Annotated in this window: 18 protein-coding genes; 1 reads left to right on the forward strand and 17 read right to left on the reverse strand. The window is 61.8% G+C overall.

The annotated features are described in order from the left end of the window. Positions 1 to 18: 18 nt before the first annotated feature. From rplE to rpsJ, 14 genes are all read right to left on the reverse strand, one after another. Positions 19 to 606, reverse strand: coding sequence for a 50S ribosomal protein L5 (gene rplE / locus QF015_RS06765; RefSeq protein ID WP_310206013.1), 588 nt, complete (start codon positions 604 to 606; stop codon positions 19 to 21). Beyond that, entirely contained in the window at positions 606 to 965 is a 360-nt protein-coding gene (gene rplX / locus QF015_RS06770; protein ID WP_062073171.1) for a 50S ribosomal protein L24, read from the reverse strand. Before rplX ends, rplE begins: the two co-directional genes overlap by 1 nt. Before the next feature lie 3 nt (positions 966 to 968). Continuing rightward, positions 969 to 1337, reverse strand: a complete 369-nt coding sequence (rplN, locus tag QF015_RS06775; protein ID WP_003803789.1) for a 50S ribosomal protein L14 — start codon at positions 1335 to 1337, stop codon at positions 969 to 971. 353 nt (positions 1338 to 1690) lie between these two features. Beyond that, a complete protein-coding gene (gene rpsQ, locus QF015_RS06780; protein WP_011775587.1) occupies positions 1691 to 1987 on the reverse strand; it encodes a 30S ribosomal protein S17 in 297 nt (98 codons plus the stop codon). Further along, positions 1984 to 2304 (reverse strand): 50S ribosomal protein L29, encoded by a 321-nt coding sequence (gene rpmC, locus QF015_RS06785; protein ID WP_014922387.1) that lies wholly within the window; start codon positions 2302 to 2304, stop codon positions 1984 to 1986. Before rpmC ends, rpsQ begins: the two co-directional genes overlap by 4 nt. 2 nt (positions 2305 to 2306) lie before the next feature. Next, positions 2307 to 2723, reverse strand: a complete 417-nt coding sequence (rplP, locus tag QF015_RS06790; RefSeq protein ID WP_003803795.1) for a 50S ribosomal protein L16 — start codon at positions 2721 to 2723, stop codon at positions 2307 to 2309. Continuing rightward, positions 2724 to 3545 (reverse strand): 30S ribosomal protein S3, encoded by an 822-nt coding sequence (rpsC, locus tag QF015_RS06795; protein ID WP_011775589.1) that lies wholly within the window; start codon positions 3543 to 3545, stop codon positions 2724 to 2726. It abuts the gene before it with no gap. Further along, complete coding sequence (gene rplV, locus QF015_RS06800; RefSeq protein ID WP_090817766.1) at positions 3546 to 3911, reverse strand: 50S ribosomal protein L22; 366 nt, start codon at positions 3909 to 3911, stop codon at positions 3546 to 3548. A gap of 38 nt (positions 3912 to 3949) precedes the next feature. Next, on the reverse strand, positions 3950 to 4231 hold the full coding sequence (gene rpsS / locus QF015_RS06805) for a 30S ribosomal protein S19 (RefSeq protein ID WP_011775591.1): 282 nt from the start codon (positions 4229 to 4231) through the stop codon (positions 3950 to 3952). A 12-nt stretch (positions 4232 to 4243) separates the two neighbouring features. Further along, positions 4244 to 5083 (reverse strand): 50S ribosomal protein L2, encoded by an 840-nt coding sequence (rplB, locus tag QF015_RS06810; protein WP_011775592.1) that lies wholly within the window; start codon positions 5081 to 5083, stop codon positions 4244 to 4246. Between the two features lie 29 nt (positions 5084 to 5112). Then, positions 5113 to 5418 (reverse strand): 50S ribosomal protein L23, encoded by a 306-nt coding sequence (rplW, locus tag QF015_RS06815; protein WP_011775593.1) that lies wholly within the window; start codon positions 5416 to 5418, stop codon positions 5113 to 5115. Continuing rightward, entirely contained in the window at positions 5415 to 6032 is a 618-nt protein-coding gene (gene rplD / locus QF015_RS06820) for a 50S ribosomal protein L4 (protein ID WP_018776684.1), read from the reverse strand. Before rplD ends, rplW begins: the two co-directional genes overlap by 4 nt. A gap of 4 nt (positions 6033 to 6036) precedes the next feature. Continuing rightward, on the reverse strand, positions 6037 to 6687 hold the full coding sequence (gene rplC / locus QF015_RS06825) for a 50S ribosomal protein L3 (RefSeq protein ID WP_026539807.1): 651 nt from the start codon (positions 6685 to 6687) through the stop codon (positions 6037 to 6039). 17 nt (positions 6688 to 6704) lie between these two features. Next, complete coding sequence (gene rpsJ / locus QF015_RS06830) at positions 6705 to 7013, reverse strand: 30S ribosomal protein S10 (protein WP_003803825.1); 309 nt, start codon at positions 7011 to 7013, stop codon at positions 6705 to 6707. A gap of 394 nt (positions 7014 to 7407) precedes the next feature. Here rpsJ and QF015_RS06835 point away from each other — a divergent pair, with 394 nt between their 5' ends. Continuing rightward, a complete protein-coding gene (locus tag QF015_RS06835; protein WP_310206016.1) occupies positions 7408 to 8841 on the forward strand; it encodes a GH1 family beta-glucosidase in 1434 nt (477 codons plus the stop codon). Between the two features lie 23 nt (positions 8842 to 8864). Here QF015_RS06835 and QF015_RS06840 read toward each other — a convergent pair whose 3' ends face one another. The 3 genes from QF015_RS06840 to tuf all read right to left on the reverse strand — a co-directional run bounded on the left by QF015_RS06840 (position 8865) and on the right by tuf (position 14626). Further along, the gene (locus QF015_RS06840) at positions 8865 to 8990 is read right to left on the reverse strand and encodes a hypothetical protein (protein WP_310206019.1); all 126 of its coding nucleotides are present in this window, start codon (positions 8988 to 8990) and stop codon (positions 8865 to 8867) included. 28 nt (positions 8991 to 9018) lie between these two features. Further along, positions 9019 to 13281, reverse strand: a complete 4263-nt coding sequence (locus tag QF015_RS06845; protein WP_429387925.1) for a hypothetical protein — start codon at positions 13279 to 13281, stop codon at positions 9019 to 9021. A gap of 154 nt (positions 13282 to 13435) precedes the next feature. Further along, positions 13436 to 14626, reverse strand: coding sequence for an elongation factor Tu (tuf, locus tag QF015_RS06850; protein ID WP_011775598.1), 1191 nt, complete (start codon positions 14624 to 14626; stop codon positions 13436 to 13438). Positions 14627 to 14777 lie beyond the last annotated feature (151 nt).

The following is a 14777-nucleotide window of genomic DNA, read 5'->3' on the forward strand; positions in this document are numbered from 1 at the left end:
GACGGACCTGTCACGTAGTTAGTTTTCGGTCTTGAACGGGAAACCAAGCGCCTTGAGCAGCGCGCGGCCTTCGTCATCGGTCTTGGCGGTGGTGACGACCGTGATGTCCATACCGCGAACGCGGTCGATGGAGTCCTGGTCGATCTCGTGGAACATAACCTGCTCGGTCAGACCGAAGGTGTAGTTGCCGTTGCCATCGAACTGCTTGCCGTTGAGGCCGCGGAAGTCACGGATACGCGGCAGAGCCAGCGAAACCAGACGGTCCACGAATTCCCACATACGGTCCCCACGCAGAGTTGCGTGTGCACCGATCGGCATGCCTTCGCGCAGCTTGAACTGTGCGATCGACTTGCGGGCCTTGGTTACCTGCGGCTTCTGGCCGGTGATCAGGGTGAGGTCGCGGACAGCGCCGTCGATCAGCTTGGAGTCCTTGGCGGCATCTCCAACACCCATGTTCACTACAACCTTGACCAAGCGGGGAACCTGGTTGACGTTCGTGTAGCTGAATTCGTCCTGCAGGGACTTCTTGATGGTCTCTGCGTACTTCGTCTTCAGACGCGGAACGATCTTGGTTTCGACGGTGGTCTCAGACAGTGTCTCACTCATCAGATGTCCTTCCCGGTGGCCTTGGACACGCGGATACGGACGGTCTTGGTAGCGCCATCCTTCTCAACGGTGTCGAGACGGAAACCAACACGGGTCGGCTTCTTGGTCGACGGGTCAACCAGAGCAACGTTGGAAACGTGGATCGGGGCCTCAACGACCTCGATGCCACCGGTCTTGGTGCCGCGCTGCGACTGACCGACCTTGGTGTGCTTGGTGACGCGGTTGATTCCCTCTACCAGCACGCGGTTGGTGTCCGGGAATACGCGCAGAACCTTGCCCTGCTTGCCGCGGTCGCCGCCGCGTTCCTGCTTGGCACCGGTGATGACCTGAACGAGGTCACCCTTCTTGATCTTAGCCATGGACTAAAGCACCTCCGGGGCCAGCGAAACGATCTTCATGAACTTCTTGTCGCGAAGTTCACGACCAACCGGGCCGAAGATACGGGTACCGCGGGGGTCACCGTCGTTCTTCAGGATCACAGCTGCGTTTTCGTCAAACTTGATGTAGGAACCATCCGCACGGCGGCGTTCCTTCTTGGTACGAACGATGACAGCCTTGACGACGTCACCCTTCTTTACGTTGCCGCCAGGGATAGCGTCCTTGACGGTAGCGACGATCACGTCGCCAATGCCTGCGTAGCGACGACCGGATCCACCGAGAACGCGAATGGTAAGGATTTCCTTAGCACCCGTGTTGTCGGCGACCTTGAGTCGCGACTCCTGCTGAATCAATTTTTACTCCTTGCGTCGCGCCGGTTCTCAGGCCGAAATCATGCATACGGAATGAGCCTTGCGGAACGGTTGATCGGGGTGTCTCTTGACCTGCCTGGATTTTGCCAGTACAGGCCTAAACGCCCGTGCCACAGGCATCAGCTTCCCTTGCAGAAAACTCTGCGCGGGGCAGTATGCAGTGGCACGATTGTTTACGAGGTAGTTGATGACGCACAAGTGGCGCCATACAAACTCAATATCCTAGCACGTTCGGGGCCTGAAGCCGAAACGGCCGGATAAGCGGAAAGGCCCGCGTTCCCAAAGGAACGCGGACCTTTCCAGTGAATCACTGCCAGGCGTGCCCGGCGTCGGATTTACTTGGCCTTTTCGAGGATCTCCACCAGACGCCACCGCTTGGTAGCGGACAGCGGGCGGGTCTCAGAGATGAGAACGAGGTCGCCGATGCCGGCGGTGTTCTCTTCGTCGTGAGCCTTGATCTTCGAGGTGCGGCGAATAACCTTGCCGTACAGAGCGTGCTTCACGCGGTCTTCAACCTGAACAACGATGGTCTTTTCCATCTTGTCAGAGACAACGTAGCCGCGACGCGTCTTACGGTAACCGCGCTGTTCAGCGCTGGCTGCTGCTTCCGTCACAGTTTCCTTCTCGCTCACTTGGCGTCCTCTCCAGCTTCAACCTCGGCCTTTTCAGCCTTGGCAGCCTTCTTGGACTTCTTTTCTTCCTTGGCTTCCACAACCGGTGCGGCAACCTCGGCACGAATGCCCAGCTCGCGCTCACGGAGAACGGTGTAGATGCGTGCGATGTCCTTCTTTACCGCGCGCAGGCGACCGTGGTTCTCCAGCTGTCCGGTGGCGGACTGGAAACGCAGGTTGAACAGCTCTTCCTTGGACTTGCGGAGTTCTTCAACGAGACGCTCGTTGTCGAAACCGTCCAGCTGTGCGGGTGCGAGATCCTTCGACCCTACTGCCATTTCTATTCACCACCTTCGCGACGCACAATGCGTGCCTTCAACGGGAGCTTGTGGATTGCCAGGCGCAGGGCCTCGCGAGCTACCTCTTCATTGACACCGGAGAGTTCGAAGAGAACCCGGCCCGGCTTGACGTTTGCGACCCACCATTCCGGAGAACCCTTACCGGAACCCATGCGGGTTTCAGCAGGCTTCTTCGTCAGCGGACGGTCCGGGTAGATGTTGATCCAGACCTTACCGCCACGCTTGATGTGGCGGGTCATCGCGATACGAGCGGACTCGATCTGACGGTTGGTTACGTATGCCGGGCTGAGAGCCTGGATACCGTACTCACCGAAGCTGACCTTGGTGCCGCCCGTGGCAGCGCCGGAACGACCCGGGTGGTGCTGCTTACGGTGCTTGACTCGACGTGGGATAAGCATTTAAGCCTGTCCTCCTTCTGCTGCGGGAGCAGCAGCTTCAGCGGCCGGTGCTTCAACGGCAGCGGGTGCTGCCTCAGCTGCCGGACGGTCGTTACGACGACGGCGGTCGCCACCCGGGCGGCCCGGACGGTCTCCTGCACGGCCACGGGACGGAGCAGCAGCTGCCTGCTGAGCCAGTTCCTTGGCAGTTACGTCACCCTTGTAGATCCAAACCTTCACACCGATACGGCCGAAGGTGGTCTTGGCTTCGTAGAAGCCGTAGTCGATGTTCGCGCGGAGGGTGTGCAGGGGCACACGGCCTTCGCGGTAGAACTCCGAGCGGGACATTTCTGCGCCACCCAGACGACCCGAGCAAGCAACACGGATGCCCTTGGCACCCGCACGCTGTGCGGACTGCATGGCCTTCTTCATCGCACGGCGGAAAGCCACGCGGGAAGTCAGCTGCTCAGCGATGCCCTGGGCAACAAGCTGTGCTTCCATCTCGGGGTTCTTGACCTCGAGGATGTTCAGCTGAACCTGCTTGCCGGTGAGCTTTTCGAGCTCGCCGCGGATGCGGTCTGCTTCGGCGCCGCGGCGACCGATAACGATGCCCGGGCGTGCCGTGTGGATATCCACGCGGACACGGTCACGGGTGCGCTCGATCTCAACCTTGGCGATGCCGGCGCGCTCCATGCCGGTGGACATGAGCTGACGGATCTTGATGTCCTCACGGACGAAATCCTTGTAGCGCTGTCCGGGCTTGGTGCTGTCAGCGAACCAGTGCGAAACGTGGTCGGTGGTGATGCCGAGTCGGAACCCGTGCGGGTTTACTTTCTGTCCCACTTAGCGAGCCTCCTCTTTCTCCGGGGTTGCGACGACCACGGTGATGTGGCTGGTCCGCTTCCTAATGCGGTAGGCGCGGCCTTGGGCACGCGGCTGGAACCGCTTCATGGTCGGGCCTTCATCAACGAATGCTTCGCTGATGAACAGGTCGCTGTCGTCGAATGCAACGCCGTCACGGTCCGCGAGGACACGTGCGTTGGCCATTGCCGACTGAAGTACCTTGAATACCGGCTCCGAAGCTGCCTGGGGGGCAAACTTCAGAATTGCCAGAGCCTCATTCGCTTGCTTACCACGAACAAGGTTGACGACGCGCCGGGCCTTCATAGGCGTTACGCGGATGTGACGCGCAATAGCCTTGGCTTCCATTGCTTTCCTTCTCTCGTCTAAGACGTAAGGTCAGGCGCCTAGCGGCGCTTGCCCTTACGGTCGTCCTTAACATGGCCGCGGAATGTCCGCGTGGGAGCGAATTCGCCGAGCTTGTGCCCGACCATCGACTCAGTGACAAACACCGGGATGTGCTTGCGTCCGTCGTGTACGGCGATCGTGTGCCCGAGCATGTCGGGGATGATCATCGAACGGCGGGACCAGGTCTTGATGACGTTCTTGGTGCCCTTATCGTTTTCCCGTGCGACCTTCACAAAGAGGTGCTGGTCAACGAAAGGACCTTTTTTCAGGCTGCGTGGCATGTGTCCAGGCTCCTATCGCTTGTTCTTGCCAGTACGGCGGCGACGAACAATAAGCTTGTCGCTCTCTTTGTTCGGACGGCGGGTACGGCCCTCGGGCTTGCCGTTCGGGTTAACCGGGTGACGTCCACCGGAAGTCTTACCTTCACCACCACCGTGCGGGTGGTCAACCGGGTTCATGGCTACACCACGGACAGTCGGGCGAACGCCCTTCCAGCGCATACGGCCGGCCTTGCCCCAGTTGATGTTCGACTGCTCGGCGTTGCCGACCTCGCCGACGGTTGCGCGGCAGCGCACGTCAACGTTGCGGATTTCACCGGAGGGCAGACGCAGCTGGGCGAAACGGCCTTCCTTGGCAACGAGCTGTACCGAAGCACCTGCGGAACGAGCCATCTTGGCGCCGCCACCCGGACGCAGTTCAACTGCGTGGATTACGGTACCAACCGGGATGTTGCGCAGCGGCAGGTTGTTGCCCGGCTTGATGTCAGCGTCGGGGCCAGCCTCGACGAAGTCACCCTGGGACAGCTTGTTGGGGGCGATGATGTAACGCTTGGTGCCATCAACGTAGTGCAGGAGTGCGATGCGAGCCGTACGGTTCGGGTCGTACTCGATTTCGGCAACGCGGGCGTTGATGCCGTCCTTGTCGTGACGACGGAAGTCGATCAGACGGTACTGGCGCTTGTGCCCACCACCCTTGTGACGGGTGGTGATCTTACCGGAGTTGTTACGGCCGCCAGTCTTGTGCAGCGGACGCAGCAACGACTTTTCCGGAGTCGATCGCGTGATTTCAGCAAAGTCGGCTACGCTCGAGCCGCGACGGCCCGGTGTAGTCGGCTTGTATTTACGGATTCCCATAATTTATTTCCTCGTTAAAGTGGTCTCCGCTACGCGAGCGGACCGCCGAAGATGTCGATTGTGCCTTCTTTGAGGGTGACAATCGCACGCTTGGTGCTCTTGCGCTGTCCCCAGCCGAATTTGGTGCGCTTGCGCTTACCGGCACGGTTGATGGTGTTGATCGAGTCAACCTTGACCGAGAAGATCTTCTCAACGGCCAATTTGATCTCGGTCTTGTTCGAGCGAGGGTCCACCAGGAAGGTGTACTTGCCTTCGTCGATCAGACCGTAGCTCTTTTCCGAAACGACGGGTGCAAGCACGACGTCGCGCGGGTCCTTGATGGTGGTTACGCTCACTTGGAGGCCTCCTCGTTCTTTGCCTTGTCAGCGACGAACGCCTCGAAAGCAGCCTTGGTGAAGACCACGTCGTCGGAGATAAGCACGTCGTAGGTGTTCAGCTGGTCTGCGTACAGAACGTGAACATCCTGGAGGTTGCGCACGGACAGTGCAGCAACATCGTTGGCGCGCTCGATAACGACGAGCAGGTTCTTGCGCTCTGTGACGGAGCGCAGCGAAGCCAGTGCGTCCTTGGCGGACGGCTTGGTGCCGGCTACCAGTTCAGCGATGACGTGGATGCGGCCGTTACGCGCGCGGTCAGACAGGGCGCCGCGGAGTGCAGCAGCCTTCATCTTCTTGGGGGTGCGCTGGCTGTAGTCACGAGGGGTCGGACCGTGGACAACGCCACCGCCGGTCATGTGAGGAGCACGGATGGAACCCTGACGGGCGCGGCCGGTACCCTTCTGCTTGAACGGCTTGCGACCTGCACCGGAAACCTCGGCGCGGGTCTTCGTCTTGTGGGTACCCTGGCGTGCGGCAGCGAGCTGTGCGACGACGACCTGGTGCAGCAGCGGCACGTTGGTCTGAACGTCGAAGATCTCTGCAGGCAGGTCTACCTTGACAGTGCTAGTCATTGAACTAGGCTCCCTTCACGGCGGTGCGTACGAGTACGACCTGGCCGCGGGCACCGGGAACGGCACCCTTGATAAGGAGCAGCGACTTCTCAACGTCAACAGCGTGAACCGTGAGGTTCAACGTGGTGTGACGCTCGGCGCCCATGCGGCCGGCCATTTTCAGGCCCTTGAAGACGCGGCTCGGGGTGGATGCGCCACCGATGGAGCCAGGCTTACGGTGGTTCTTGTGGGCACCGTGGGAAGCTCCAACGCCGTGGAAGCCGTGACGCTTCATAACACCGGCGAAGCCCTTACCCTTTGAGGTGCCGACGACGTCGATCTTCTGGCCGGCTTCGAAGATCTCAACAGAGAGCTCCTGGCCCAGCTCGTAGGATGCGGCGTCTGCGGTACGCAGTTCGACGACGTGGCGGCGCGGGGTGACGCCAGCCTTTTCAAAGTGACCAGCCAGCGGCTTGGTGACCTTGCGGGGGTCGATCTGGCCGTAGCCGATCTGGACGGCGACGTAGCCATCTACCTCTGCGTTGCGCAGCTGGGTGATGACGTTGGAGTCAGCCTGGACGACAGTTACCGGGATGAGCTTGTTGTTCTCGTCCCAGACCTGGGTCATGCCGAGCTTCGTGCCCAGCAGGCCCTTTACGTTACGGGTTGCGGTCATAGTCTCTCAGCACCTCCCTAGAGCTTGATTTCGATGTTCACGTCTGCAGGCAGGTCGAGACGCATAAGCGAGTCGACGGCCTTCGGCGTGGGGTCGATGATGTCGATCAGACGCTTGTGAGTACGCATTTCGAAGTGCTCACGGCTGTCCTTGTACTTGTGAGGAGAGCGAATAACGCAGTAAACGTTCTTCTCCGTGGGCAGCGGCACCGGGCCGACTACCGTTGCGCCTGCGCGCGTGACCGTCTCAACGATCTTCCGCGCTGAAACATCAATGACCTCGTGGTCATATGACTTCAGCCGGATGCGGATTTTTTGTCCCGCCATGTCGCCTGACTCTCTTTCAGCTAGTGCTGCTCTAGTTAGGGCTGCTCTGTTTACTTACCTGTAAATGTGGCCGCCGAAGCGTTTGAGGATTTACCACCACACGCCGCACAAGCTGAATCCGGATATTCCGGGTTCCTCACCTTGCCGGCGCACCGACCCCCGCGGTCGGGCGTGTCGCGATTTCCACGCAGACTCGACCGCATTCCATGGGGTTCAGGGTTATGTTTGGGCTTCAACCTGGACCCTGACACCCGGCATTATCCGGATCGGGACACGAAGAAGCGCTTGAACAACTCATCCAGTATGGCGGAAATATGGGGCAAAGGCCAATCGGCGCGTGAACTGGCCCTGGCGAGCCATTGCCCGGCAGCCTGCGGCTGAGGAAGATTGGGGCATGACCGTCCAGGATTCAGGCTCCGTGGAAGATCTTGCGGCGCGCCTGCGACCGGGCTTCACCCTGGGGGTGGCTTCTGCTGCGTTCCAGATCGAAGGGTCGCTGACGGCTGATGGCCGCGGCCCCTCGGGTTGGGATGCCTTCGCCGAGAAGCCAGGAGCAATCGTCGACGGCGGCTCCCCCAGCGTAGCCTGCGACCATTACAACCGCTCCGACGAAGACATCGCGTTGATGCAGGAACTGGGCGTGGACTCCTACCGCTTCTCGCTGTCCTGGCCGCGCATTCAACCTGGCGGGAAAGGTTCGATCAACCAACGGGGCCTGGACTTCTACGATCGCCTCATCGATAAACTCCTTGCCGCGGGGATCTCCCCCATGGTCACCCTTTACCATTGGGACACCCCGCTGGAACTGGAGCACGACGGCGGGTGGATGAACCGGGATACGGCGGAGCGCTTCGCCGTGTATTGCACCGCCGCTGCAGAACGCTTCGGCGACCGCGTTGAGCACTGGGTCACGGTCAACGAGCCCGTCTCCGTCACGTTGCAGGGGTACGCCTTGGGCGTTCATGCTCCCGGCCGCCAACTGCTCTTCGATTCACTGCCTGCCGCGCACCATCAACTCCTCGGCCACGGATTGGCGGTGCAGGCACTGCGGGCCGCTGGCGTGAAGGGCCGGATCGGGGTGTCCAACATGCACTCCCCCGTCCAGCCCGCCACCAACAGTCTCCCCGACCGTCTCATGGCCCAGTCGTTGGACCTGATCCTCAACCGCGTCTACGCGGACGCGATACTGCTCGGCCGGTACCCCAAACCGCCACTGCCGATGAAACCGTGGTTCCGCTCCTTGGGCACCGTCCACGACGGCGACCTCGAGCTGATCAGCCAGCCCCTGGACTTCTATGGGCTCAACTACTACTACCCCATCAAGGTGGCCGCGGGGCCTGGTCCGGCAGAGATCCCCACAGGAACTTCTCCGGAAATGACCAAGGTTCCGTTCCATCTGGCCGCTTTTCAGGAGTACGAAACCACTGGGTTCGGTTGGCCTGTGGCGCCGGAATATCTGGCGTTGGTACTTCGGGAGATGAAGGACCGGTATGGGGATGCGCTTCCTCCGGTTTACATCACCGAAGGAGGAGCCAGTTTTAGGGAACCCGCGCATGCCGACAGCCCCCTCCAGGACACCGATCGCATTTCCTACCTGGCTGAGCACCTGGGCCATGCCCTCACTGCAACAGGGCCCGGCGGCATTGCCGAGGACGTGGATCTGCGCGGCTACTATGTCTGGACTTTGTTGGACAATTTTGAGTGGGCGGCAGGCTACTCCCAGCGCTTCGGCCTGGTCCACGTGGACTTCCACACCCTGGAGCGGACCCCCAAGGAGTCCTACTACTGGTTGCGTGCGCTGGAACGGGCCCGCTCCCACGAGCCCTAGCCCAGGCCTGCTAAAACGGCGGGTTACTGGTTCTTGTTGGCGCGCCTGATGCGTTTGGCGCGTTCAATCTCACTCCGAAAGTTCTTGCGCCCCCACAGCACTCCGCCACCAATGACGGCAACGACTGCCAGGAAAATCAGGAATTCCATGCTGCGCTCCTTTTCGTAGACTGCCAGATTATCCGATCCCGTCACGGTCCCGCCCCCATGGGACTGTCTCCGACGGAACCCCTCCGGATGTGGGACCGGCAGGCGGCTTCCGATTCAGACGCCACACCGCCAGGACAATGAGCGCCAACGCGACGAGTGCCAGCATAGCGAAAGCGTAGGAGCGCAGCGCCCACATGACACTAAGGGCCACACCTGCCGCACCCCACCACACCGGGAGCCTTTCCGCCAGCAACAGCCCAGCGACAAGCAGCACCGCGTGCCCCACCAGGACATACAGCTGCTGGGAGGGGGTGCCGCCAAAAATAGTCCCGAGGGACGTGATGGACAGAACGCCCGCGGCAATGCAGAGCCGAAGCAGTCCCTCGCTCCGCTGGCCCTTGATATAGCGCAAGCCTGCTAAAACAGCGCAGGCGAGGACGTACCACTGCACGGCCCAGAACCAGTCCGGCCTGGCATTTCCTACGAACAGCACTGCCCGCTGGAGTGCAGCCACGGAAACCAAGGCCGCGATTTCCCCGGTGAGCCACTTGTTGTCGGGAACCTCAACAACTGCCAGCAGGCCGGTAGCTGCGACCAGGAGGAACCCGACCCACGACGTCTCATCGCGGACCATTCCGATGGCGGCCGTCGACGCCAGCGCAACACCAGCGGTCCCCGCCAAAGAGTTTCGCCGCAGGCGCTGACCGATGACCGCTCCCCCGGACAGTTTGAGTGCATACAGGACCACGGCCGTCCCAAGACCCCCCACCAGCCAGGGGGCGTAGTTACTCCACACTCCCGGTGTCAGGCCCGTGAGCAAGCCTTCGACGGCGGGTACGGCACCTACCAGCACGGCGGGAGCCGCACCGAGGTAGAGAGCGGGCACGTTCTCCACATGCGAGGCAGCGAACAGGACGGACGCGAAGACCAGTACAGCCAGGCCTGTCAGGGAGGAGGACACGCCGAGCGTCAGCAGGCCACCAGTCAGCACGAAGGAAAGGGACGAAATGAACCAGAACCAGCGCTCAGCAGCATGCACGGAGGCAGGCCAGCCTGGACGGAGAACGGCATGGACTATCCGCAGAACCATGATCACGGCAGCAACGCCGAGGAGCACCACCGGAACCTGCGCCTTGTCCAGGAGCGGCTGGTGGAGCCACGTGTCCGCGGGGAACAGCAGGGCAGGACCGGCAGTGATCACTCCCCCAACAACCGCTGCGACACCAAAGTACTGGGATCCCCGGGCACCCAGGAGACGCCAGGCGATCGCAGCGGACGCCGTGGCGAAGACCAACTCGACGATGACCACCCAACGGCCACCGCCGTCGTAATGACCGGCCACCACGTAAGCCGCCGGCACCAGAAGTTGAGCCGCCAAGGTGACCCACAACGTTGCCTGCTGGAAGGCGAGGTCCACCCTACGGCGTCGCTGGAGCAAAGTCCCCACATGCTGCAGCACCAGGATCACGGCCAGGGACAGGGACACCACGGTGCTCGAGCCCGAAAGATCTTCCATCAGCACCCCGATGAACGCCAGCGACAGAATGCGGAGCCCCAGCATGTAGCCGCCCCGGACCATGCGCTCCCGCACCACTGCCACCATGAATCCGCTGTAGGCCGCGAAAAGTGCCAACAGGATCTCCACGTCCCGCACGTTTCCGAGCCGAAGGGCCAGGAGCAGCACCAAGGCCGCGGGTGCAAAAATCCATGCTGCCGGGTGCCCGCGAAACAGCACACTGCAGAGAACAGCGGCAAGGGCCGTTGATATCGCGGCTGCGCCCGGCTGCCACCCTTCGCGCAGGAACTGTTCCCCGACGGTTCCGGCGACAGTCAGGACGGTGGTTGCCGCGGCCATGACGGCAACGACCACTCCGGCATCGATGATGGAGGCGTGGGGGAACCGCCGCCGGCTCTTCGCGAAGACGGGAAGAGCCAGTTGCACGGCCGCCACTGCCCCTACCACCAGGGGAACTGTGGGAAGCTCACCGGCCACGCTCACATTCCAGCCATCCCGTGTCGCATCACCGTAGGCCGATCCGGCCAGTAAGGTACCCGCTGCACGTGCCAGCCACCAATAAGACTGGCGGTGGAACGAAACAGGAAGTCGAAGGGCAGTTGCCACGAAATATGCGACGACCACCAGAAGCACAACGTTTCCCAACGCCCAGGACACGGCGGTCCATGCCACCGTGCCGGCTGCAAGGGCAGTCGCAGGCGCAAGGAACTCAGACAGGGTGGGTTGCCAGGACGTGGGTCCAGCTTTGATGTGCCGGGTCGCCGGGAACATCAACAAACCCGAGACCACACCCGCGCTCAGCACCAGCACCACGGCAGCGGCCACGGTGGGGTGCCCCGGAGCATGGTCGAATGCGGGCAGGACCAGCAGGCCCGCCATCGCGAGCCCGGCAAATCCAGCCAGCGACCACTGCGGGGCCAGCAGGCGGACTCCCACGCGTTCAAGACCCGCGCTGACCAGCTGCTGCAGCGCCGCCGCAGCCACAAGTGCCACCAAGGAGAAACGGATCCGGTCCGGGCTCTCCTCGAAGATGCCCGCTGCCACAACGGGCGCGGCCAGCGTGAGCGCCATCCGCCCCACCAGGACCAGCTGGTGGCGAAGGGCAGCAGGGCGAACAGCCGCGCGCAGGAACCAGTACACCCCGGCGGAACCCAGGAGCACAGCAACAGGCCACGCGCCCAGCATGCCCATGAACGGCAGGCTCGCTGCCAGTACGGCGCCGGGCGCAAACTCCGTACCGTGGCCCAGCTTCCAGCCCGCCACCATGGTCGTCAGCATGGCTGCGAACAAGGGGACAAAAGTGGGTAGTTCGTCAGCGCCGAGACCCAACACCACTGTGAGGATGGCGGACACGGCCAACTGCAGCCCCAGGCAGGACACTGCGTCGATCCACCAATGCCGCAGCGCGAGTTTCGCACCACCGAAGGCCACGCCCAGGGATTGGAGGCCGAGGCAGACGATCGCGGCCAACAGCACCGTGCTGATATCCGCCGTGACGTCCCACACCACACCCAGCAATGCCAGCGTCAGCGCTCCACGCGCACCGTAGACGTGCTGCAGTCTGTAGCGTGCGCGCGGCACCAAGGCCATCACGGTGAAGTAGAGGCCGCACATCAGCATCACCAGCGGGTATTCGCCCTTGGCCAACAGCTGCGGCGTAAACGTCACCGCAAGCGCCACCAGCGGCACCACATACGGATGAAGCATCATCAGCGGACGAACATACAGTGCCGGCAACCACCGCGGACGAATCAACGCACCCAGGGTAAGGACAATGGCGACGCCGATCAGCGCGGTGAAGTACCAGACCAAAGCGCCACCCAGCACGGAAACCCCGGACCACGCGGTGGAAACAACGAAGCTCAGGGAAAGGAAGGCCAGGATCTTGTTGTCCAAGCGAACCGCAGTAAAGGCATACACGGCTGTTCCCAGCAGCGATGTCAGCAGCCAAGCGCTTGGCCCGTTGTGAAGCACAAAGTTGTACATGGCAAGACCCGTGACGGGGATGAGGGCCAACCCCGTGCCCACGAAGGCGACCGCAGCCGGGCGCAAACGCGGCACCTTGCTGTGGATGATCAGGCCGGCACCATAGAACAGGCAGGTGATGAAGCAGATACCCGCGAAGCGGAAGAGCCCAGGAAGGTTTGTCCCGACGAACAATGCCCCTGCGGCAACCAGCAGAAGACTCGCGACATAGAGAGTGACGTTGATGTTCTGCTGGTCCCGCTTGGCCTTTCGCGCTGCGGCTTGCTCGGGGGTTTCCCGTTCGACGGGTGGGATCTGGCTCCCAGCCCACTGTTGTTGGGCCACCACGACCGGGCGCTGCGGAACTGCGGACGGTTGAACTCTCGACGGCGGCATGGTCACTGGAGCATGGAACGGAGCGCCAACATGCTCTTGCGGGAGGGGCGACGGCCACGAAGGGACCGGCCACGAAGGGACCGGCGCCGGAGGATCGGTTCTCACCGGCGGATATGCCGCTGGGGGCACCGGGCCGGCGACAGGGGTGGGCACCGGGCCGGCGACCCCCGCGGCCTCATGGGGTGAGGAAACTTGGGGCAGGCGCGTGGGAACTTCAGTTGCCTTCTTCTTGGCCTCGGCGTCACGCCACCCGGCCATGTGGCCCGCAAGGTATCCGGCCTGGTAGGCCCGGTGTTCGGCTTCCCCCGATGGGGCGCTTATCCGTGCAGCGTCTTTCCTGCAACGCCCGCGGCCGATGGCATGGCTGACCGCCCCTGTAACCGCCAGGAGTATCAGTACTAGCAGGACTTCCATGACCACTCCTTGATGTCGCAGGGCAAGCCGCACACCCCACTTTTATCCAATCGATAGCGTAACTGTATCAAAAAGAACCCCACCGCCGAAGCGGTGGGGTTCTTTTTAGCTAACTACCGGCTGGGCCGGAAGGTCACAGATCTACAAGTAGTGACTACTTGATGATGCTGGTGACACGTCCCGAACCAACGGTGCGGCCGCCTTCGCGGATAGCGAAGCCGAGGCCCTCTTCCATAGCGATCGGCTGGATGAGCGCAACGGTCATCTCAGTGTTGTCGCCAGGCATAACCATTTCCGTGCCTTCCGGCAGGGTGATAACGCCGGTTACGTCCGTGGTACGGAAGTAGAACTGCGGGCGGTAGTTGGAGTAGAACGGGTTGTGACGTCCGCCTTCATCCTTGGAGAGGATGTAGACGTTGGCCTCGAAGTCGGTGTGCGGGGTGATGGAACCCGGCTTGACGACAACCTGGCCACGCTCGACATCGTCGCGCTTCAGACCGCGGAGCAGGAGGCCACAGTTCTCGCCGGCCCATGCTTCGTCGAGCTGCTTGTGGAACATCTCGATACCGGTAACCGTGGTCTTCTGGATCGGGCGGATGCCGACGATCTCAACCTCGGAGTTGATGGCGAGGGTTCCACGCTCGGCGCGGCCCGTAACAACGGTGCCACGACCGGTGATCGTGAAGACGTCTTCGATCGGCATCAGGAACGGCTTGTCGCGGTCACGTACGGGGTCCGGAACGGACTCGTCGACAGCTGCCATCAGGTCCTGGACGGACTTGACCCAAACCGGGTCGCCTTCCAGAGCCTTGAGGCCGGAAACGCGAACAACCGGAGCCTCATCGCCATCGAAGCCCTGCGAGCTGAGGAGCTCACGAACTTCCATTTCGACGAGGTCAAGGAGTTCTTCGTCATCAACCATGTCGGACTTGTTCAGTGCGACCAGCAGGTAGGGAACACCAACCTGGCGGGCGAGCAGAACGTGCTCACGGGTCTGAGCCATCGGACCATCGGTTGCAGCAACCACGAGGATTGCGCCGTCCATCTGGGCAGCACCGGTGATCATGTTCTTGATGTAGTCAGCGTGACCCGGGGCGTCTACGTGTGCGTAGTGGCGCTTCTCGGTCTGGTACTCCACGTGGGAGATGTTGATGGTAATACCGCGCTGGCGCTCTTCCGGAGCAGAGTCAATCGACGCGAAGTCGCGCTGCTCGTTGAGATCCGGGTACTGGTCGTACAGCACCTTGGAAATGGCGGCAGTCAGCGTCGTCTTACCGTGGTCAACGTGACCAATGGTGCCGATGTTGACGTGCGGCTTAGTCCGCTCGAACTTTGCCTTTGCCACAGGTTCCTCCTAGAACGATTTCAAGTGAAGTGCTCCTCGGCCGCGCTTTTCGCGGCAGAAACTTTAGCAAGTCTACTTGGGGGCTTGGTTTTGGTGAAATTGCAGATTCAGGAACCAATAGTAGTTCCTAGAGCCTGTTTGCGCAGGGGCC

The organism is Paenarthrobacter sp. TE4293 (genome assembly GCF_050435325.1).
GTDB classification, from domain to species: domain Bacteria; phylum Actinomycetota; class Actinomycetes; order Actinomycetales; family Micrococcaceae; genus Arthrobacter; species Arthrobacter nitroguajacolicus_C.